This is a genomic window from Citrobacter sp. TBCP-5362, from assembly GCF_005406305.1.
Lineage (GTDB): Bacteria > Pseudomonadota > Gammaproteobacteria > Enterobacterales > Enterobacteriaceae > Citrobacter_B > Citrobacter_B koseri.
Window position 1 is genome coordinate 1,413,458 of sequence record NZ_CP040234.1, and the last position, 18,323, is coordinate 1,431,780.

Genomic DNA, 18,323 nt, shown 5'->3' on the forward strand with positions numbered 1-18,323 from the left:
ACCACCATGTCTGAAGGCTGGAACATTGCCATCCTGGGCGCAACAGGCGCCGTAGGCGAAGCCCTGCTCGAAACGCTGGCTGAACGTCAGTTCCCGGTCGGTGAGATTTATGCGCTGGCGCGTAATGAAAGTGCGGGCGAACATCTGCGCTATAGCGGCAAGTCGGTCATTGTGCAGGATGTCGCTGATTTTGACTGGACGCAGGCGCAGCTGGCGTTTTTTGTCGCTGGCGCTGAAGCCTCTGCCGCATGGGTTGAGGAAGCCACCAATGCGGGCTGTCTGGTGATCGACAGCAGCGGCCTGTTTGCCCTGGAACCGGATGTGCCATTAGTGGTGCCGGAAGTGAACCCGTCTGTGCTGGCCGATTACCGCAACCGCAATGTGATCGCCGTAGCCAACAGCCTGACCAGCCAGTTGCTGGCCTCGCTGAAGCCGCTGATTGATGAAGGCGGTCTGTCGCGCATTAGCGTCACCAGCCTGCTTTCCGCTTCGGCACACGGGAAAAAAGCGGTGGATGCGCTGGCCGGTCAGAGCGCGAAACTGCTCAACGGTATCCCTATCGACGAAGATGATTTCTTTGGTCGCCAACTGGCGTTTAACATGCTGCCGCTCCTGCCGGACAGTGAAGGCAGCGTGCGCGAAGAGCGCCGTATCGTTGATGAAGTGCGTAAGATTTTGCAGGACGACGGGCTGATGATTTCCGCCAGTTGCATTCAGTCGCCAGTATTTTATGGCCATGCGCAAATGGTCAGTTTTGAAGCGCTGCGCCCGCTGGCGGCGGAAGAGGCGCGCGATGCCTTTTCTCGCGGCGAAGATATTGTGCTGTCTGAAGAGACTGACTTCCCGACTCAGGTGGGCGATGCGTCTGGCAATCCGCAGCTTTCTGTCGGCTGTGTGCGTAACGACTATGGCATGCCGGAGCAGGTTCAGTTCTGGTCGGTGGCCGATAACGTTCGCTTTGGCGGCGCGCTGATGGCGGTCAAAACCGCGGAAAAACTGGTGCAGGAGTACCTGTACTGATGTCAGCAGTGGAACAACCGCCAGTTTATAAAATTGCGCTGGGCATTGAGTACGACGGCAGCAAATATTATGGCTGGCAACGCCAGAACGAAGTGCGCAGCGTTCAGGAAAAGCTGGAAAAGGCGCTTTCTCAGGTTGCCAACGAACCTGTTAACGTGTTTTGCGCCGGGCGGACAGATGCTGGCGTACACGGAACGGGGCAGGTGGTGCATTTTGAAACCACCGCGTTGCGTAAAGACGCGGCATGGACGCTGGGTGTAAATGCGAATTTACCTGGTGACATCGCGGTTCGTTGGGTTAAAGCTGTACCTGAGGATTTTCACGCCCGGTTTAGCGCAACGGCTCGCCGTTATCGCTACATCATCTACAATCATCGGTTGCGCCCGGCGATTTTAGGTCATGGGGTTACGCACTTTTATGAGCCGCTGGACGCGGAACGTATGCACCGGGCGGCGCAGTGTCTGATTGGTGAAAATGATTTTACCTCGTTTCGCGCGGTACAGTGCCAGTCGCGTACGCCGTGGCGAAACGTGATGCACATTAACGTGACGCGTCACGGTGCATATGTGGTGGTCGATATCAAAGCCAATGCCTTTGTACATCATATGGTCAGGAATATTGTCGGTAGCCTGATGGAAGTAGGCGCCCACAACCAGCCGGAGAGCTGGATAGCAGAGTTGCTGGCGGCTAAGGACAGGCGGCTTTCAGCAGCAACGGCGAAAGCGGAAGGGTTGTATCTGGTTGCGGTTGATTACCCGGAACGGTTTGACCTTCCCAAAACGCCACTGGGCCCGCTGTTTCTGGCGGACTAATTTGAGTCGTATAAGGCATCAATATGGACCTGATTTATTTTCTGATTGATTTTATCCTGCACATTGACGTGCACCTGGCGGAGCTGGTCGCGGAATACGGCGTCTGGGTATATGCCATTCTGTTCCTGATCCTGTTTTGTGAAACCGGACTGGTGGTGACGCCGTTTCTGCCGGGGGATTCGTTGCTGTTTGTGGCGGGCGCGTTGGCGTCGCTGGAAACCAACGATCTCAACGTACATATTATGGTGATGTTAATGCTGATCGCCGCGATTGTCGGCGACGCGGTGAACTACACGATCGGCAGATTGTTTGGCGAACGGTTATTCAGTAACCCGAATTCAAAAATTTTCCGTCGCAGTTACCTTGATAAGACGCACCAGTTTTATGAGAAGCATGGCGGGAAAACCATTATTCTGGCCCGTTTTGTCCCGATTGTCAGAACCTTTGCGCCGTTTGTTGCGGGTATGGGACATATGTCTTATCGCCATTTTGCCGCGTATAACGTCATTGGCGCGCTTTTATGGGTGCTGCTCTTCACATATGCGGGGTATTTCTTCGGTACGATCCCTATGATTCAGGATAACCTTAAGTTACTGATCGTAGGGATTATTGTGGTGTCGATATTGCCAGGCGTGGTTGAAATCATTCGCCATAAGCGCGCTGCGTCGCGTGCCGCAAAATAGAAAGTAACTCAGCGGTTCGACCACTTTTTTATCCAAAGTTTCGGGCTGTTATGTTTTAATGTGCAACATTCATAGTCTGTTGGGGGCAAAAATGGCATTATGCGCTCCTGATAACAAAGCTGACGACTAAGGTTCAGGCAGAAAGGTCACTAATGAGCTGGATTGAACGAATTAAAAGCAACATTACTCCCACCCGCAAGGCAAGCATTCCTGAAGGGGTGTGGACCAAGTGTGATAGCTGCGGTCAGGTTTTATACCGTGCTGAGCTGGAACGTAATCTTGAGGTCTGTCCGAAGTGTGACCATCATATGCGCATGTCGGCGCGCAATCGCCTGCATAGCCTGTTAGATGAAGGAAGCCTTGTGGAACTGGGCAGCGAACTTGAGCCGAAAGATGTGCTGAAGTTCCGCGACTCCAAGAAGTATAAAGATCGTCTGGCTTCCGCGCAGAAGGAAACCGGTGAGAAAGACGCGCTGGTGGTGATGAAAGGTACGCTCCACGATATGCCGATTGTCGCGGCGGCGTTTGAGTTCTCCTTTATGGGCGGTTCTATGGGGTCTGTGGTCGGCGCGCGTTTTGTCCGTGCCGTTGAGCAGGCGCTGGAAGATAACTGCCCGCTGATCTGCTTCTCCGCTTCCGGCGGCGCGCGTATGCAGGAAGCGCTGATGTCGCTGATGCAGATGGCGAAAACCTCCGCTGCGCTGGCGAAAATGCAAGAGCGTGGTCTGCCGTATATCTCCGTGTTGACCGATCCGACAATGGGCGGCGTTTCCGCAAGTTTTGCGATGCTCGGCGATCTCAACATTGCAGAACCGAAAGCGTTAATTGGTTTTGCGGGCCCGCGTGTTATTGAACAAACCGTACGTGAGAAACTGCCGCCGGGATTCCAGCGCAGTGAGTTTCTGATTGAAAAAGGCGCTATCGATATGATCGTCCGCCGCCCGGAAATGCGCCTGAAACTGGCAAGCGTTCTGGCGAAGCTGATGAATCTTCCGGCGCCGAACCCGGATGCGCCGCGCGAAGGCGAGGTGGTGCCGCCGGTACCCGATCAGGAACCCGAGGCCTGATAATTTACTCTATGGATTTCGAGTTGCAGGAAGGCGGCAAGAGAGCGAATCCCGATGAGCTTGCACAGGCAAGTGATTCGGGTGAGCGAGAGCAGCCAACACACCTGCAGCTTGAAAGACGACGAGTACAAAAGGGCAGGGCCAGCTGGCGCTGCCTTTTGCTTTTCTCAACGTAATAAATTTACAGGCAACATGGACAATAAACGCATTCCCCAAGCCGCGTCGCCCCTGGCAGCGTGGCTTTCTTATCTGGAAAACCTGCACAGTAAAACTATCGATTTGGGTCTGGAACGCGTAAGCCGGGTTGCGGCGCGTCTGGGCGTGCTGAAACCCGCGCCGTTTGTCTTTACGGTGGCGGGCACTAACGGTAAAGGAACGACCTGCCGCACGCTGGAGTCTGTGCTGACGGCGGCGGGCTATAAAGTGGGCGTCTACAGTTCTCCGCATCTGGTGCGCTATACCGAACGCGTTCGCGTGCAGGGGAACGAGTTGCCGGAGTCTGCTCATACCGCCTCGTTCGCCGAGATTGAGGCCGCGCGCGAAGACATTTCTCTGACCTACTTTGAATACGGCACGCTGTCGGCGCTGTGGCTGTTTAAGCAGGCTCAGCTTGACGTGGTGATTCTGGAAGTCGGGCTGGGCGGACGTCTGGACGCGACCAATATTGTTGATGCGGATGTTGCGGTAGTGACCAGCATTGCGTTGGATCATACCGACTGGCTGGGGCCGGATCGCGAAAGTATCGGGCGTGAGAAGGCGGGGATCTTCCGGGCGGAAAAACCGGCTATCGTCGGCGAGCCGGAAATGCCGTATACCATCGCCGATGTGGCGCAGGAAACCGGGGCGCAGTTACAGCGTCGCGGCGTGGACTGGCATTATGATGTGACGGGCGACGGCTGGTCGTTTACGGACGGCGAAGGTACGCTGGCGAATCTTCCGCTGCCGCAGGTGCCTCAGCCTAACGCCGCCACCGCGCTGGCGGCACTGCGCGCCAGCGGGCTGAACATCAGCGAGCAGGCGATTCGTGACGGTATTGCCCGGGCGATTTTGCCCGGTCGTTTCCAGATAGTGAGCGAATCGCCACGGGTGATTCTGGATGTCGCACATAATCCCCATGCTGCGGAATATCTGACAGAACGCCTGAAAATGTTGCCGAAAAACGGGCGTATACTTGCCGTTATCGGTATGCTACATGATAAAGATATCGCAGGGACGTTAGCCTGGCTGAAAAGCGTGGTCGACGACTGGTATTGCGCGCCGCTGGAAGGGCCGCGCGGCGCGACGGCGGAGCAATTGCTGGAACATCTGGGCAAAGGTACTGTCTATGACAGTGTCGCGCTGGCGTGGCATGCAGCGCTGGCAGAGGCGAAACCAGAAGATACCGTGCTGGTGTGTGGATCATTTCACACGGTTGCACATGTCATGGAAGTGATGGACGCGGGGAGAAGCGGTGGCGAGTAAGTTTCAGAATCGTTTAGTTGGCACAATCGTGCTGGTCGCTCTCGGGGTGATTGTGCTTCCCGGGCTGCTCGACGGGCAGAAAAAACACTATCAGGATGAGTTTGCGGCGATCCCGCTGGTGCCAAAGCCTGGCGATCGCGATGAGCCTGATATGATGCCAGCCGCAACACAGGCGTTGCCGACCCAGCCGCCTGAAGGCGCTGCTGAGGAGGTGCGTGCCGGAGATGCGGCAGCGCCGTCTCTGGACCCTTCCCGTTTTGCTGCGGAAAACAACGCCAGTTTCGATCCTGTCCCCGCACCTGTTGAGCCGCCGAAACCGAAACCGGTTGAAAAGCCGAAACCACAGCCGAAGCCGCAGCAACCGGTAGCGGCAACGCCGACACCGGCGCCTGAGCCGAAACCTGCTGCTGAAGAAAAACCCGCGCCAACGGGTAAAGCGTACGTTGTGCAGTTGGGGGCGTTGAAAAATGCCGATAAGGTCAATGAGATAGTGGGTAAACTTCGTGGCGCGGGCTTCCGGGTATATACTTCTCCGTCAACGCCGGTACAGGGTAAAATAACCCGTATCCTCGTCGGGCCTGACGCCTCAAGAGACAAGCTGAAAAATTCTCTTGGCGAGTTACAGCAGATCTCCGGTTTGAGTGGTGTGGTGATGGGTTACAGCCCGAACTAAGCCACCGCTGCCTGATGGCGACGCTGCGCGTCTTATCAGGCCTACGGTGTACTGTTTTCCAGGCCGGATAAGGTGCTTGCACCGCCATCCGGCAATGCCCGAAGAGGCAAAAAGTTTGATGGCGTTGAATATTTTTTCAGCGCCATTTTTATTTACGCACGGGAAGGAAATCCCTACGCAAACGTTTTCTTTTTCTGTTAGAATGCGCCCCGAACAGGACGACAGGGCGTAAAATCGTGGGACACATATGGTCTGGATTGATTACGCCATTATCGCGGTGATTGGTTTTTCCTGTCTGGTTAGCCTGATCCGTGGCTTTGTTCGTGAAGCGTTATCGTTGGTGACATGGGGTTGTGCTTTCTTTGTCGCCAGCCATTACTACACTTACCTGTCTGTCTGGTTTACGGGCTTTGAAGACGAACTGGTTCGAAATGGGATTGCTATCGCGATACTGTTTATCGCGACGCTTATCGTCGGCGCTATCGTGAACTTTGTGATAGGTCAGCTGGTGGAGAAAACCGGCCTGTCGGGTACTGACAGGGTGTTGGGGATCTGTTTTGGCGCGCTGCGAGGAGCGTTAATCGTCGCCGCCATTCTGTTCTTTCTCGATACGTTTACCGGCCTGTCGAAAAGCGAAGACTGGAGCAAGTCGCAGCTTATCCCGCAGTTCAGTTTCATCATCAGATGGTTCTTTGACTATCTGCAAAGCTCGTCAAGTTTCTTGCCCAGAACGTAACGGTTCTGAGATGTGGCTTAACGAGGAAAAGACGTATGTGCGGTATTGTCGGTATCGCCGGTGTTATGCCGGTAAACCAGTCGATTTATGACGCGTTAACGGTGCTCCAGCATCGTGGTCAGGATGCCGCTGGCATCATCACCATTGATGCCAACAACTGCTTCCGCTTGCGTAAGGCAAACGGACTGGTGAGCGATGTTTTTGAAGCTCGCCATATGCAGCGTATGCAGGGCAATATGGGCATCGGGCATGTGCGTTACCCAACGGCTGGCAGCTCCAGCGCCTCCGAAGCTCAACCTTTTTACGTCAACTCGCCGTATGGCATCACGCTTGCTCATAACGGCAACCTGACCAACGCGCATGAGCTGCGTAAAAAGCTGTTTGAAGAAAAACGTCGTCACATCAACACCACGTCAGATTCTGAAATCCTGCTCAATATTTTTGCCAGCGAGCTGGATAACTTCCGTCATTACCCGCTGGAAGCCGATAACATCTTTGCCGCCATTGCCGCGACCAACCGCCAGATTCGCGGCGCGTATGCCTGTGTGGCGATGATTATCGGGCACGGTATGGTGGCTTTCCGCGATCCGAACGGCATCCGCCCGCTGGTGCTGGGCAAGCGCGACATTGGCGATGGCCGCACTGAATATATGGTTGCGTCCGAAAGCGTGGCGCTTGATACGCTGGGCTTCGAATTCTTGCGCGATGTGGCGCCGGGCGAAGCGGTGTACATCACCGAAAAAGGCCAGTTGTTTACCCGCCAGTGCGCGGATAACCCGGTCAGCAATCCGTGCCTGTTCGAATACGTCTACTTTGCGCGCCCGGACTCGTTCATCGATAAAATTTCCGTCTACAGCGCCCGCGTGAATATGGGGACGAAGTTGGGCGAAAAAATTGCCCGTGAATGGGAAGATCTGGATATCGACGTGGTGATCCCGATTCCAGAAACCTCCTGCGATATCGCGCTGGAAATCGCCCGCATTCTGGGTAAACCGTACCGCCAGGGCTTTGTGAAAAACCGCTACGTTGGCCGGACGTTTATCATGCCGGGCCAGCAGTTGCGCCGTAAGTCCGTGCGTCGCAAGCTGAACGCCAACCGCGCTGAATTCCGCGATAAGAACGTCCTGCTGGTGGATGACTCCATCGTGCGCGGCACCACCTCTGAACAGATTATTGAGATGGCCCGTGAAGCCGGCGCGAAGAAGGTCTATCTGGCTTCTGCGGCGCCGGAAATTCGCTTCCCGAACGTTTACGGTATCGATATGCCAACGGCAAATGAGCTGATTGCTCACGGTCGTGAAGTGGATGAAATTCGCCAGATCATCGGCGCTGATGGGCTTATCTTCCAGGATCTGGACGATCTGATTGAAGCTGTTCGCGCTGAGAACCCGGATATTCAGCAGTTTGAATGTTCGGTCTTTAACGGCGTGTATGTCACGAAAGACGTTGACCAGCAGTATCTCGATTATCTGGATTCCCTGCGTAATGACGACGTCAAAGCGATGCAGCGTCAGAACGAAGTGGAAAACCTGGAAATGCATAACGAAGGTTAATCTCTCCTCCCGGCAAGGGCGCGCAATCCGTGCCCTTGCTTGCAACGCCCCGTAAAATCCTGCAAAGTCAGCCCAGACGCAAGAAAGGGCAAAAATCATGAAACGACTCATTGTAGGGATTAGCGGCGCCAGCGGCGCGATTTATGGCGTGCGCTTGTTGCAGGTTCTGCGTGACGTGGCGGATGTGGAGACCCACCTGGTGATGAGTCCGGCTGCGCGTCAGACGCTTGCGCTGGAAACCGAATTTTCCTTGCGGGAGGTGCAGGCTCTGGCCGATGTCACCCATGATGCGCGCGATATTGCCGCCAGTATCTCTTCTGGTTCCTTTCAGACGGCGGGGATGGTGATTTTACCGTGCTCGATCAAAACGCTCTCCGGTATTGTACACAGCTATACTGACGGACTTCTCACCCGTGCGGCGGATGTTGTCCTGAAAGAGCGCCGCCCGCTGGTGTTGTGCGTGCGGGAAACGCCGCTGCATTTAGGACACCTGCGCCTCATGACTCAGGCGGCTGAAATTGGCGCCGTTATTATGCCACCGGTTCCCGCGTTTTATCATTGCCCGCAAACGCTGGATGATGTGATTAATCAGACGGTTAATCGAGTTCTGGATCAGTTTGATATCACGTTGCCGCACGATCTTTTCACCCGTTGGCAGGGCGCATAACGCTGCCCGTTCACAGTGCGTTTTTGCACAAATTGCCCTGTTTCAGGGCAATTTTGTAACCGCGATCATATCCTCAACATTTAATTCGCTAAAAGCGACCGAAACGCTGCGGTTCAACCGTCATACCTGCTATCTTCAACATCAGGACAATATTGCAACGTTTTATTAACATATTTAACGTCAAATAGGGACGCCGACGTGAAAATGGCATAAGACCTGCATGAAAAAGTCTGCAAACACACAACACAATGCAAAACATAATAAAATTACGCCACTTGAGGGTTATGTATGAAGAAGACAGTTCTCGCTTTGTCTTTGCTGGTAGGACTTTCCGCAACGGCGGCCAGCTACGCAGCGCTACCGCAGACGGTTCGTATTGGTACAGACGCGACATATGCGCCTTTCTCATCGAAAGATGCCAAAGGGGATTTTGTCGGTTTTGATATCGATCTGGGCAATGAGATGTGCAAGCGTATGCAGATCAAATGCACCTGGGTCGGCAGCGATTTTGATGCGTTGATTCCTTCCCTGAAAGCGAAGAAAATCGATGCCATCATTTCATCGCTTTCCATTACCGAGAAACGCCAGCAGGAGATTGCCTTCTCCGACAAACTGTATGCCGCCGACTCGCGCCTGATTGCCGCGAAAGGCTCATCTGTCCAGCCGACGATTGACTCGCTGAAGGGCAAGCACGTTGGCGTACTGCAAGGCTCCACTCAGGAAGCCTATGCGAATGATAACTGGCGCAGCAAAGGCGTGGATGTTGTGGCCTACGCGAACCAGGATCTCATCTATTCCGACCTGACGGCGGGCCGTCTTGATGCTGCATTGCAGGATGAAGTTGCGGCCAGCGAAGGGTTCCTCAAACAGCCTGCGGGCAAGGACTATGCGTTTGCCGGTCCTTCCGTGAAAGATAAAAAGTACTTTGGCGACGGCACCGGGGTTGGCTTGCGTAAAGACGATACCGAGCTGAAAGCGGCGTTTGATAAAGCGCTGAGCGATCTGCGTGCTGACGGCACCTACGACAAGATGGCGAAAAAGTACTTTGACTTTAACGTCTACGGCGACTGACAGGTCGCTGCGGGGGAGTGTTGCGCACCGTTTTGGTTAACCATCACGGTGCGTGATGAGAGATTTGCACCATCATGGTGCGTTTGTCGCTGTCAAAATGAGCATGAATGCATACTTAAGCGCTTTTCATGCAAAATAAACCGGCTGACAGGGTAGAATGCTTTGCCTTGTCGGCCCGATTAATGGCACGATAACTGCACCTGGTCCTGTAAAGATCCCCTATAAAAGACAGTCTGTTGAGGATAGTTATGAAAAAACTGGTGTTGTCTCTTTCTCTGGTCCTGGCTTTCTCCAGTGCTACCGCAGCATTTGCAGCCATTCCGCAAAAAGTTCGTATCGGTACCGATCCGACTTATGCCCCTTTTGAATCGAAAAATGCACAGGGTGAATTGGTCGGTTTTGATATCGATCTGGCCAAAGAGCTGTGCAAACGCATTAATACACAATGTACCTTCGTGGAAAACCCGCTGGATGCGCTGATCCCGTCGTTAAAAGCGAAGAAAATCGATGCCATCATGTCCTCGCTTTCCATCACCGAAAAGCGTCAGCAGGAAATCGCGTTTACCGACAAATTCTATGCAGCAGACTCTCGCCTGGTTGTCGCCAAAGATTCTGATATTCAGCCGACCGTTGAGTCCCTGAAAGGCAAGCGTGTTGGCGTATTGCAGGGCACCACGCAGGAAACGTTTGGTAATGAGCACTGGGCGCCGAAAGGCATTGAAATCGTCTCTTACCAGGGTCAGGACAATATCTATTCCGACCTGACGGCAGGGCGTATCGATGCCGCTTTCCAGGATGAAGTCGCAGCCAGCGAAGGCTTCCTGAAGCAGCCTGTAGGCAAAGATTACAAATTCGGCGGCCCGTCGGTGAAAGACGAGAAACTGTTCGGTGTGGGTACGGGTATGGGGCTGCGCAAAGAGGATAACGAACTGCGCGAAGCCCTGAACAAAGCATTTGCGGAAATGCGTGCTGACGGTACTTACGAGAAGCTGGCGAAAAAGTACTTCGATTTTGATGTTTACGGCGGTTAATCGCCGCTGGTGCAGATAACGCCCGCAGATTTTTGACGCGCTGATTTTATGCCTGATGGCGCTGCGCTTATCAGGCCTACAGAGATTTTGTAGGTCGGATAAGGCAAAGCCGCCATCCGGCATTTAACGGTTCGACTGAGATCAAAAGAGGCGTCTTACTCACCACACACGACAGGACAGGCAGCATGTTGTACGGGTTTTCAGGTGTTATTTTTCAGGGCGCGCTTGTCACGCTTGAGCTGGCCCTCAGCTCAGTTGTGCTGGCCGTGCTGATCGGTCTTGTCGGCGCGGGCGCGAAACTTTCGCAAAACCGGGTGACGGGACTTATTTTTGAAGGCTATACCACCCTGATTCGCGGGGTGCCGGATCTGGTTTTAATGCTGCTGATTTTCTACGGGTTGCAAATCGCGCTCAATGCGGTGACCGACGCGATGGGAATAGGGCAGATTGATATTGATCCGATGGTCGCCGGTATTATCACCCTGGGCTTTATCTATGGCGCGTACTTTACGGAAACCTTCCGTGGCGCGTTTATGGCGGTGCCCAAAGGGCATATTGAAGCGGCGACGGCATTCGGTTTCACCGGTTCGCAAATATTCCGGCGGATTATGTTCCCGGCGATGATGCGCTACGCCTTACCGGGGATTGGTAATAACTGGCAGGTTATCCTCAAAGCGACGGCGCTGGTTTCGCTGCTCGGGCTGGAAGATGTGGTCAAAGCCACGCAACTGGCCGGCAAGAGCACCTGGGAGCCATTCTATTTCGCCGTAGTGTGCGGGCTGATTTATCTGGTATTTACAACGGTTTCCAATGGTGTGCTGCTGTTCCTCGAGCGCCGCTACTCCGTGGGTGTGAAGAGGGCTGACCTGTGATCGAGATTATTCAGGAGTACTGGAAATCCCTGCTCTGGAGCGATGGTTATCGCTTTACCGGCGTGGCCATTACGCTGTGGTTGCTGATCTCCTCGGTGGTGATGGGCGGCATTCTGGCGCTGTTTTTGGCGATTGGCCGCGTTTCCAGCAACAAATTTATCCAGTTCCCCATCTGGTTGTTTACCTATGTTTTTCGCGGTACGCCGCTGTATGTGCAACTGCTGGTGTTCTATTCCGGGATGTACACGCTGGAGATCGTGAAAGGAACCGATCTCCTCAACGCGTTTTTCCGTAGCGGTCTTAACTGTACCGTTCTGGCGTTGACGCTGAATACCTGCGCCTATACCACGGAGATTTTCGCTGGCGCCATCCGTTCAGTACCGCACGGAGAAATTGAAGCGGCGCGGGCGTATGGCTTCTCATCGTTCAAAATGTATCGCTGTATTATTTTACCTTCCGCGCTGCGTATCGCGCTGCCAGCATACAGTAACGAAGTGATCCTGATGCTGCACTCAACCGCGCTGGCGTTTACCGCGACGGTGCCGGATTTGCTGAAAATCGCCCGTGATATTAACTCGGCAACCTATCAACCGTTTACCGCATTCGGCATTGCCGCTGTGCTGTATTTGATTATTTCGTATGTCCTGATTAGCCTGTTCCGTAAAGCGGAAAAGCGCTGGCTCCAGCACGTGAAACCTTCTTCAACGCACTGAGAATACGATGTCTGAGAATAAATTAAACGTTATCGATTTGCACAAGCGCTACGGCGAACACGAGGTGCTGAAAGGGGTATCGCTACAGGCTAACGCCGGAGATGTGATCAGTATTATCGGATCGTCTGGCTCCGGTAAGAGTACCTTTCTGCGCTGTATTAACTTCCTCGAAAAACCGAGCGAGGGGTCGATTGTGGTGAGCGGCCAGAATATTTCCCTGGTGCGTGATAAAGACGGCCAGCTCAAGGTCGCCGATAAAAACCAACTGCGGCTGCTGCGTACGCGCCTGACGATGGTATTTCAGCACTTCAATCTCTGGAGCCACATGACGGTACTGGAGAACGTTATGGAAGCGCCGATTCAGGTGCTGGGATTAAGCAAACATGAAGCGCGCGAGCGTGCGGTGAAATACCTGGCGAAAGTTGGTATTGATGAACGTGCGCAGGGAAAATACCCGGTACACCTCTCTGGTGGTCAGCAGCAGCGCGTCTCAATTGCCCGCGCGTTGGCGATGGAACCTGAGGTGCTGCTGTTTGATGAGCCGACATCGGCGCTTGACCCCGAACTGGTAGGCGAAGTCTTGCGTATCATGCAGCAGTTAGCGGAAGAGGGGAAAACGATGGTGGTGGTGACGCATGAAATGGGGTTTGCCCGCCATGTTTCCACCCATGTGATTTTCCTGCATCAGGGGAAAATCGAAGAAGAAGGCGATCCAGAGCAGGTATTCGGCAACCCGCAAAGCCCGCGTTTGCAACAGTTCCTGAAAGGCTCGCTGAAGTAGCGGTTTATCCGTCGCTCAGAGAAACAATTTTGCCCGGTGACTCTGTGCTTACCGGGCCGACACGTAGGCCGGATAAGGCATCGCCGCCATCCGGCGATTATCGCCCCATCTCGCTTTCCAGACGGTATACCCATTCGTCATACCGGATGCCGTTCACCTCATAGGCGTTTTCCAGCACCTGAGTCCGCGTAAAACCACGCTTTTCCAGCACGCGCACAGACGCGTGATTCTCTGCCAGCACATAGGCGTTTATCGCTTTCACGCTGGTATGCGTAAAGGCGTAATCGCAGACGGCATATAAGGCTTCTGTGGCGATCCCTCTCCCTTGCGCTTCCGGGAGCACCGTATAGCCGATATCGGCTTCCTGCGGATAATGGTGGCTAATTTGTAAGCCAATGTCGCCCAAAGGCTTATCGCTGTTATGCAGGCGGATGACGAAGGTATGCTTTGAGACGAGGCGACGGGCGAACAGCAGGCGAGTGTCTTTTTCCGGCGTGATATCAGCCATATAACGCATGATTTCAGGGTTTTCACGCAGTGCGAGAAAAAAGGACCAGTCAGTAGGTTGAAAAAGGGAGAGGGTCAATCGGGAGGTGGTTATTATCGCCATAAAATCGCCATTCCAGAAGTCAGGCATACTACCTTACCACCGGAATGGCTACAGTGACCAGGTGAATGGTTTAACGGATCACATCGGCCAGCGCTTCTTCTAAATCGTACCAGCGAAATGAAAACCCCGCCGCCTCCAGTCTTTTTGGCAATGCGCGCTGTCCGCCCAGCACCAGTACCGATGATTCCCCCATTAACAGGCGGATGACGGTCGCGGGAACGCGCAGGATTGCGGGGCGGTTCAGCGCATGACCCAGCGCATGGGCGAACTGTTCATTACGAACCGGATAAGGCGAGACCATATTGAACGGGCCGCGCAGGTCGTTATCCAGCAGCCAGAGAATACCGTTTACCATATCATCGATATGGATCCAGGCCAGATACTGACGCCCATTGCCAATTGGCCCTCCCAGCCCCAGGCGAAACGGCGGGATCATTTTGGCCAGAATGCCGCCTTCCGGCGCCAGGACGACGCCGGTGCGTAGCAGACAAACGCGCGTTTTATCACTTTGCGCGCTACAGGCAATCTGCTCCCAACGCGCGCATAACTTATGGGTAAATTCGTTATGCGGCGGCTCTTCTTCCGTTACGACAACTTCGCCCAGATCGCCGTAATAGCCTGCGGCAGACCCGGAAATTAACGTGGACGGGGGCGTCTCGCTGGCGTTGATCAAATCCGCCAGCTTTTGCGTGATGGACCAGCGGCTTTGACACAAACGCTCTTTTTGCTGCGCGGTCCAGCGTTTGTCGGCGATAGGCTCGCCAGCAAGGTTGACCACGGCGTCTATGTCGTTGAGGTTCTGCCTGTCCTCCAGCCCTTTCCACAGCGCAACCCGGGAGTCGAGAAGCTGACGCGCCTTATCGGGACTCCGTGTGACGACCGTCACCTGATGCCCCAGCTCCAGCAAACGGGGAATCAGGTGACGTCCTATCAGGCCAGTACCGCCGGTAATCAGAATCTGCATGTTTCCTCCCGGATAGCGCTTAACGTCGCCAGCTGAGCGTCATGGAGACGGAATCGGCATAACGCAGCGCATGAAGTTTGTCGATCTCTACTTCAGCATAAGTGACCCAGTGATGTTCGCGTGCGATGTCGAGCACATCCTGAGTTAATTTTTCTAACAGCGAGAATCGGTTGCTCTCCACATGCTGAATAATGTTTTTTGTGATGGTGCGGTAATTCAGCGCGTCGTTGATGTCCTCGCTTACGCGGGCTTTTTCCGCCGGATAGTGAATGGCAACGTTAATAACGATATCCTGGCGGTTGAGGATCTCTTCCTCTTTGATACCGATAAACGTGCGCAGACGAAGGTTTTTTATACGAATAATAGCGTCAGGTTGTGACATTGCAGGCGTCCTCCATGGTTGAACCTTTGCATGATACACGAGAACCCGACCGCGTTATTCGCTCTGACTCTCAGGCTTCTGCTAAGGCCGCAGTCTTGCGCGTTCTGTTGCCGGGCTCAGTATGAGTTTTCATCAGGTGACAGTATGCGAAAGACTCTATATTTTGAGAGAAAGCCCAAAGAACGAAGAGGACATTATGAGCAAACCCGAGATTACGCTTTGGTCAGACGCTAACTTTTTCTCTCCTTACGTCTTATCCGTTTATGTTGCCTTGCAGGAGAAAGGACTGCCTTTTACCCTCAAAACCGTTGACCTGAGCAGCGGCGAGCATTTGCAGCCCTCATGGCAGGGCTACGCGTTAACGCGCCGCGTCCCGGTGCTGGAAATCGATGGCTTTGAGCTTAGCGAGTCGTCGGCGATTACCGAGTATCTGGAAGATCGCTTTGCGCCGCCGCAGTGGGAGCGCATCTACCCGCACGATCTGCAAAAACGCGCCCGCGCGCGCCAGATTCAGGCGTGGTTACGCAGTGATTTAATGCCCATTCGCGAGGAACGTTCGACGGATGTGGTCTTTGCGGCGGCCAGGAAAGGCCCGTTGAGCGAAGCGGGGAAAGAGAGCGCGGCAAAACTGGTGGCGACGGCCAGTGGTTTGCTCGCTCACGGTAAGCCGAATTTATTTGGCGAATGGTGTATTGCGGATACCGATTTGGCGCTCATGCTTAACCGCCTCGTACTGAACGGCGACGAGATTCCTGAGGCACTGGCGGAATATGCAGCATTCCAGTGGCAGCGCGCCTCCGTTCAACGTTTTATTGCGCTTTCCGCAAAGCGTTCCGGCTGATAATCCGCGTATAATCCAGTATCATAGAGCGGTTTTTTATGACGAGGAGTGAGTGATGAAACTGATGTTTGCATCGGACATTCATGGTTCGTTACCTGCGACAGAGCGCGTACTTGAACGGTTTGCGCAAAGTGGCGCGCAATGGCTGGTGATACTGGGTGATGTGCTTTATCACGGGCCGCGTAACGCGCTGCCGGAAGGCTACGCACCGGCGCAGGTGGCAGAACGCCTGAACGAGCAGGCGGCGCGTATTATTGCGGTACGGGGAAACTGTGACAGCGAAGTGGATCAGATGCTGCTCCACTTCCCGATAACCGCGCCGTGGCAGCAAGTGCTGCTGGAAAACCGGCGCATCTTCCTGACCCACGGACACCTGTTCGGGGCGGATAATGTCCCCGCGTTAAATGCGGGCGACGTTCTTGCTTATGGGCATACTCATCTGCCGGTCGCTGAAAAACGCGGCGAGCTGTATCACTTTAATCCAGGCTCAGTCAGCATCCCGAAAGGTGGGTTTGCAGCAAGCTACGGCATTCTGGATGATAATGTTTTGAGCGTAATCGCACTCAATGATCAAAGTATCATTGCGCAGGTCGCGATTAATCCGTAATTTACCCCACAATTGTAAATGCGCCGTAAGAGCGCCAGAAAAAGAAGGTTTCCTGATGGTGGAACAGCGTCGTTTGGCAAGTACTGAATGGGTGGATATTGTGAATGAAGAGAACGAAGTCATTGCGCAATCCAGCCGGGAGCAAATGCGAGCGCAGCGCTTACGTCATCGTGCAACGTATATCGTCGTGCATGATGGTATGGGCAAAATTCTGGTTCAACGCCGTACTGAGACAAAAGACTTTTTGCCCGGCATGTTAGATGCCACCGCAGGTGGGGTGGTGCAGGCCGATGAGCAACTGCTGGAGTCTGCACGACGTGAAGCGGAAGAAGAACTGGGTATCGCAGGCGTGCCGTTTGCTGAGCACGGTCAGTTCTATTTTGAAGATGATAATTGCCGTGTCTGGGGCGGATTATTTAGCTGCGTTTCTCATGGGCCATTCGCGCTTCAGGAAGAAGAAATCAGCGAAGTCTGCTGGCTGACGCCGGAAGAAATTACGGCGCGTTGTGATGAGTTCACCCCGGACTCATTGAAAGCGCTGGCGTTGTGGATGACCCGCAATGCCAACAATGAATCGGCAAAGCAAGAGAAGCAAGAAGAGACGGAATAAGGTCTCTAACAGCTATCCCGCAAGCATAAACTGGAGGCGATCTGTTTCCGATCGCTCCAGTTGCCATCCTTCAGACGTTCCAGCAGCGCGCGTCCGGCTTCAAGGCCTATCTTACGATGCGGTACGGCCATTGTCGTTAACGGCGGCTGACAAACCCGGCTCACATCGCTGTCGCCGAATCCTACCACCGCCAGATCGTCAGGGACTTTGATCCGTCTGCGCTGGCACTCATATAACGCACCGCAAGCCAGCTCATCGGATACGCACACCAGCGCGTCCAGCTCGGGCCACGCCAGAATAAATTCGGGAAGCTGCGAAGCGCCGGTGGAAAAGTTTGGCGGTAGGGCGGCGTTAATCACGCGATTGGGCGACATATGGTGGCGCAACATCGCCTTGTACCAGCCCTGCAAATGCTGTTGAAAGATCCACTGCTCCTGATTGGCGCAAAGCAGGCCAATATTCTGATAACCGCGCTGGATGAGCATTTCGGTCAGTTCGTACATTGCCGCGACGTTATCGATACCGATATTCATATCGATCGGATCGGTACGAATGGCGCCAATTTCCATCACCGGAATCGACGCGTTTTTTAACCAGTGACGCACCGTGTCGCTGTGCTCGACGCTGAGTAAGATGGCGGCGGCGATGTTGGAGGCCAGCAGCGTCTCCAGCAGTTTCTCTTCCTGTTCGAGATGGTGAAGGGACTCCGCCAGCATAATCTGGTATCCCGCAGGCTGTAAAACTTGCTGAAGTCCGGCAAACATTTCTGAACAACCGGCTTCCGTGAGGTTCGGGACGACCATCGCGATGGTCCGTGACGAGGCGGAAGCCAGCGCGCTTGCGGCAAGATTGGGCATGTAACCGAGTTCATTCACTGCGGCTTCGATTTTTTCCCGGAGTTTATCGGAAACTTGCTCAGGCGTGCGTAACGCACGGGACACGGTCATGGTGCCGACACCGGCAAGCTGAGCAACATCGGCGATGGTCACCTTACCAGTACTACGCCGTTTTCGAGTTATAGACATACAGATTCCTGCGCAATTACAACGTATTGAGATGTTTTTTTATTGTCATTCATCGCTTCACGGGAATAGCAGTATACGCCTTAAATCCGGTTTAAGGCTGTGATTTCACGCGTTGATTGTATTTTGATAGCGCTATCACATATC

The 18,323-nt window shown here is 54.0% G+C and carries 21 protein-coding genes; 17 read left to right on the top strand and 4 right to left on the bottom strand.

Annotation, left to right across the window (positions count from 1 at the left end):
* Positions 1–6 precede the first annotated feature (6 nt).
* The 14 genes from FD428_RS06855 (at position 7) to hisP (ending at position 13,140) form a co-directional block, all read left to right on the top strand.
* Positions 7–1,020, top strand: coding sequence for an aspartate-semialdehyde dehydrogenase (locus tag FD428_RS06855; RefSeq protein WP_012131450.1), 1,014 nt, complete (start codon positions 7–9; stop codon positions 1,018–1,020).
* Positions 1,020–1,832 carry a tRNA pseudouridine(38-40) synthase TruA gene (gene truA, locus FD428_RS06860; protein WP_012131451.1) on the top strand — a complete coding sequence of 271 codons (813 nt, stop codon included), beginning with the start codon at positions 1,020–1,022 and terminating at the stop codon, positions 1,830–1,832. Before FD428_RS06855 ends, truA begins: the two co-directional genes overlap by 1 nt.
* Positions 1,833–1,855: 23 nt before the next feature.
* Positions 1,856–2,515 carry a DedA family protein gene (locus tag FD428_RS06865; RefSeq protein WP_012131452.1) on the top strand — a complete coding sequence of 220 codons (660 nt, stop codon included), beginning with the start codon at positions 1,856–1,858 and terminating at the stop codon, positions 2,513–2,515.
* A gap of 152 nt (positions 2,516–2,667) precedes the next feature.
* Positions 2,668–3,582 (top strand): acetyl-CoA carboxylase, carboxyltransferase subunit beta, encoded by a 915-nt coding sequence (gene accD / locus FD428_RS06870; protein WP_012131453.1) that lies wholly within the window; start codon positions 2,668–2,670, stop codon positions 3,580–3,582.
* 192 nt (positions 3,583–3,774) lie between these two features.
* On the top strand, positions 3,775–5,043 hold the full coding sequence (gene folC / locus FD428_RS06875; RefSeq protein ID WP_012131454.1) for a bifunctional tetrahydrofolate synthase/dihydrofolate synthase: 1,269 nt from the start codon (positions 3,775–3,777) through the stop codon (positions 5,041–5,043).
* Entirely contained in the window at positions 5,033–5,716 is a 684-nt protein-coding gene (gene dedD, locus FD428_RS06880) for a cell division protein DedD (RefSeq protein ID WP_012131455.1), read from the top strand. The genes folC and dedD overlap by 11 nt, the downstream gene beginning before the upstream one ends.
* A 247-nt stretch (positions 5,717–5,963) precedes the next feature.
* The gene (gene cvpA / locus FD428_RS06885; protein WP_012131456.1) at positions 5,964–6,452 is read left to right on the top strand and encodes a colicin V production protein; all 489 of its coding nucleotides are present in this window, start codon (positions 5,964–5,966) and stop codon (positions 6,450–6,452) included.
* A gap of 35 nt (positions 6,453–6,487) precedes the next feature.
* Positions 6,488–8,005: an amidophosphoribosyltransferase gene (purF, locus tag FD428_RS06890; RefSeq protein ID WP_012131457.1), complete on the top strand. Its 1,518-nt coding sequence runs from the start codon at positions 6,488–6,490 to the stop codon at positions 8,003–8,005.
* Between the two features lie 97 nt (positions 8,006–8,102).
* The gene (ubiX, locus tag FD428_RS06895; protein ID WP_012131458.1) at positions 8,103–8,672 is read left to right on the top strand and encodes a flavin prenyltransferase UbiX; all 570 of its coding nucleotides are present in this window, start codon (positions 8,103–8,105) and stop codon (positions 8,670–8,672) included.
* A gap of 288 nt (positions 8,673–8,960) precedes the next feature.
* Positions 8,961–9,743: a lysine/arginine/ornithine ABC transporter substrate-binding protein ArgT gene (gene argT, locus FD428_RS06900; RefSeq protein ID WP_012131460.1), complete on the top strand. Its 783-nt coding sequence runs from the start codon at positions 8,961–8,963 to the stop codon at positions 9,741–9,743.
* A 248-nt stretch (positions 9,744–9,991) separates the two neighbouring features.
* On the top strand, positions 9,992–10,774 hold the full coding sequence (hisJ, locus tag FD428_RS06905; RefSeq protein ID WP_012131461.1) for a histidine ABC transporter substrate-binding protein HisJ: 783 nt from the start codon (positions 9,992–9,994) through the stop codon (positions 10,772–10,774).
* A 185-nt stretch (positions 10,775–10,959) separates the two neighbouring features.
* Entirely contained in the window at positions 10,960–11,646 is a 687-nt protein-coding gene (locus tag FD428_RS06910) for a histidine ABC transporter permease HisQ (protein ID WP_012131462.1), read from the top strand.
* Positions 11,643–12,359 carry a histidine ABC transporter permease HisM gene (gene hisM / locus FD428_RS06915; protein WP_012131463.1) on the top strand — a complete coding sequence of 239 codons (717 nt, stop codon included), beginning with the start codon at positions 11,643–11,645 and terminating at the stop codon, positions 12,357–12,359. Before FD428_RS06910 ends, hisM begins: the two co-directional genes overlap by 4 nt.
* A gap of 7 nt (positions 12,360–12,366) precedes the next feature.
* Positions 12,367–13,140 carry a histidine ABC transporter ATP-binding protein HisP gene (gene hisP, locus FD428_RS06920; RefSeq protein ID WP_049008687.1) on the top strand — a complete coding sequence of 258 codons (774 nt, stop codon included), beginning with the start codon at positions 12,367–12,369 and terminating at the stop codon, positions 13,138–13,140.
* Between the two features lie 97 nt (positions 13,141–13,237).
* Here hisP and FD428_RS06925 read toward each other — a convergent pair whose 3' ends face one another.
* The 3 genes from FD428_RS06925 to folX all read right to left on the bottom strand — a co-directional run bounded on the left by FD428_RS06925 (position 13,238) and on the right by folX (position 15,096).
* On the bottom strand, positions 13,238–13,750 hold the full coding sequence (locus FD428_RS06925; protein WP_049008706.1) for a GNAT family N-acetyltransferase: 513 nt from the start codon (positions 13,748–13,750) through the stop codon (positions 13,238–13,240).
* A 70-nt stretch (positions 13,751–13,820) separates the two neighbouring features.
* Positions 13,821–14,714: a TIGR01777 family oxidoreductase gene (locus FD428_RS06930; RefSeq protein ID WP_110493998.1), complete on the bottom strand. Its 894-nt coding sequence runs from the start codon at positions 14,712–14,714 to the stop codon at positions 13,821–13,823.
* Between the two features lie 19 nt (positions 14,715–14,733).
* Positions 14,734–15,096, bottom strand: a complete 363-nt coding sequence (gene folX / locus FD428_RS06935) for a dihydroneopterin triphosphate 2'-epimerase (protein WP_012131467.1) — start codon at positions 15,094–15,096, stop codon at positions 14,734–14,736.
* A gap of 196 nt (positions 15,097–15,292) precedes the next feature.
* Between folX and yfcF the strand changes: the two genes are divergently transcribed.
* From yfcF to yfcD, 3 genes are read left to right on the top strand one after another with little or no spacing between them, the layout of a single operon-like run.
* Positions 15,293–15,937 carry a glutathione transferase gene (yfcF, locus tag FD428_RS06940; RefSeq protein ID WP_024130152.1) on the top strand — a complete coding sequence of 215 codons (645 nt, stop codon included), beginning with the start codon at positions 15,293–15,295 and terminating at the stop codon, positions 15,935–15,937.
* 55 nt (positions 15,938–15,992) lie between these two features.
* A complete protein-coding gene (yfcE, locus tag FD428_RS06945) occupies positions 15,993–16,544 on the top strand; it encodes a phosphodiesterase (RefSeq protein WP_047462326.1) in 552 nt (183 codons plus the stop codon).
* A gap of 55 nt (positions 16,545–16,599) precedes the next feature.
* Complete coding sequence (gene yfcD, locus FD428_RS06950; RefSeq protein WP_012131470.1) at positions 16,600–17,154, top strand: NUDIX hydrolase YfcD; 555 nt, start codon at positions 16,600–16,602, stop codon at positions 17,152–17,154.
* A 5-nt stretch (positions 17,155–17,159) separates the two neighbouring features.
* Here the strand turns inward: yfcD and FD428_RS06955 are convergent, their stop codons facing one another.
* Positions 17,160–18,179 carry a LacI family DNA-binding transcriptional regulator gene (locus tag FD428_RS06955; protein WP_012131471.1) on the bottom strand — a complete coding sequence of 340 codons (1,020 nt, stop codon included), beginning with the start codon at positions 18,177–18,179 and terminating at the stop codon, positions 17,160–17,162.
* Positions 18,180–18,323 lie beyond the last annotated feature (144 nt).

What these genes read in the sequence shown, in the direction of transcription:
- FD428_RS06855 (WP_012131450.1), top strand. Translation starts at nt 7, where the DNA reads ATGTCTGAAGGCTGGAACATTGCCATCCTGGGCGCAACAGGCGCCGTA.
- truA (WP_012131451.1), top strand. Translation starts at nt 1,020, where the DNA reads ATGTCAGCAGTGGAACAACCGCCAGTTTATAAAATTGCGCTGGGCATT.
- FD428_RS06865 (WP_012131452.1), top strand. Translation starts at nt 1,856, where the DNA reads ATGGACCTGATTTATTTTCTGATTGATTTTATCCTGCACATTGACGTG.
- accD (WP_012131453.1), top strand. Translation starts at nt 2,668, where the DNA reads ATGAGCTGGATTGAACGAATTAAAAGCAACATTACTCCCACCCGCAAG.
- folC (WP_012131454.1), top strand. Translation starts at nt 3,775, where the DNA reads ATGGACAATAAACGCATTCCCCAAGCCGCGTCGCCCCTGGCAGCGTGG.
- cvpA (WP_012131456.1), top strand. Translation starts at nt 5,964, where the DNA reads ATGGTCTGGATTGATTACGCCATTATCGCGGTGATTGGTTTTTCCTGT.
- purF (WP_012131457.1), top strand. Translation starts at nt 6,488, where the DNA reads ATGTGCGGTATTGTCGGTATCGCCGGTGTTATGCCGGTAAACCAGTCG.
- ubiX (WP_012131458.1), top strand. Translation starts at nt 8,103, where the DNA reads ATGAAACGACTCATTGTAGGGATTAGCGGCGCCAGCGGCGCGATTTAT.
- argT (WP_012131460.1), top strand. Translation starts at nt 8,961, where the DNA reads ATGAAGAAGACAGTTCTCGCTTTGTCTTTGCTGGTAGGACTTTCCGCA.
- hisJ (WP_012131461.1), top strand. Translation starts at nt 9,992, where the DNA reads ATGAAAAAACTGGTGTTGTCTCTTTCTCTGGTCCTGGCTTTCTCCAGT.
- FD428_RS06910 (WP_012131462.1), top strand. Translation starts at nt 10,960, where the DNA reads ATGTTGTACGGGTTTTCAGGTGTTATTTTTCAGGGCGCGCTTGTCACG.
- hisP (WP_049008687.1), top strand. Translation starts at nt 12,367, where the DNA reads ATGTCTGAGAATAAATTAAACGTTATCGATTTGCACAAGCGCTACGGC.
- FD428_RS06925 (WP_049008706.1), bottom strand. Translation starts at nt 13,750, where the DNA reads ATGGCGATAATAACCACCTCCCGATTGACCCTCTCCCTTTTTCAACCT.
- FD428_RS06930 (WP_110493998.1), bottom strand. Translation starts at nt 14,714, where the DNA reads ATGCAGATTCTGATTACCGGCGGTACTGGCCTGATAGGACGTCACCTG.
- folX (WP_012131467.1), bottom strand. Translation starts at nt 15,096, where the DNA reads ATGTCACAACCTGACGCTATTATTCGTATAAAAAACCTTCGTCTGCGC.
- yfcF (WP_024130152.1), top strand. Translation starts at nt 15,293, where the DNA reads ATGAGCAAACCCGAGATTACGCTTTGGTCAGACGCTAACTTTTTCTCT.
- yfcE (WP_047462326.1), top strand. Translation starts at nt 15,993, where the DNA reads ATGAAACTGATGTTTGCATCGGACATTCATGGTTCGTTACCTGCGACA.
- yfcD (WP_012131470.1), top strand. Translation starts at nt 16,600, where the DNA reads ATGGTGGAACAGCGTCGTTTGGCAAGTACTGAATGGGTGGATATTGTG.
- FD428_RS06955 (WP_012131471.1), bottom strand. Translation starts at nt 18,179, where the DNA reads ATGTCTATAACTCGAAAACGGCGTAGTACTGGTAAGGTGACCATCGCC.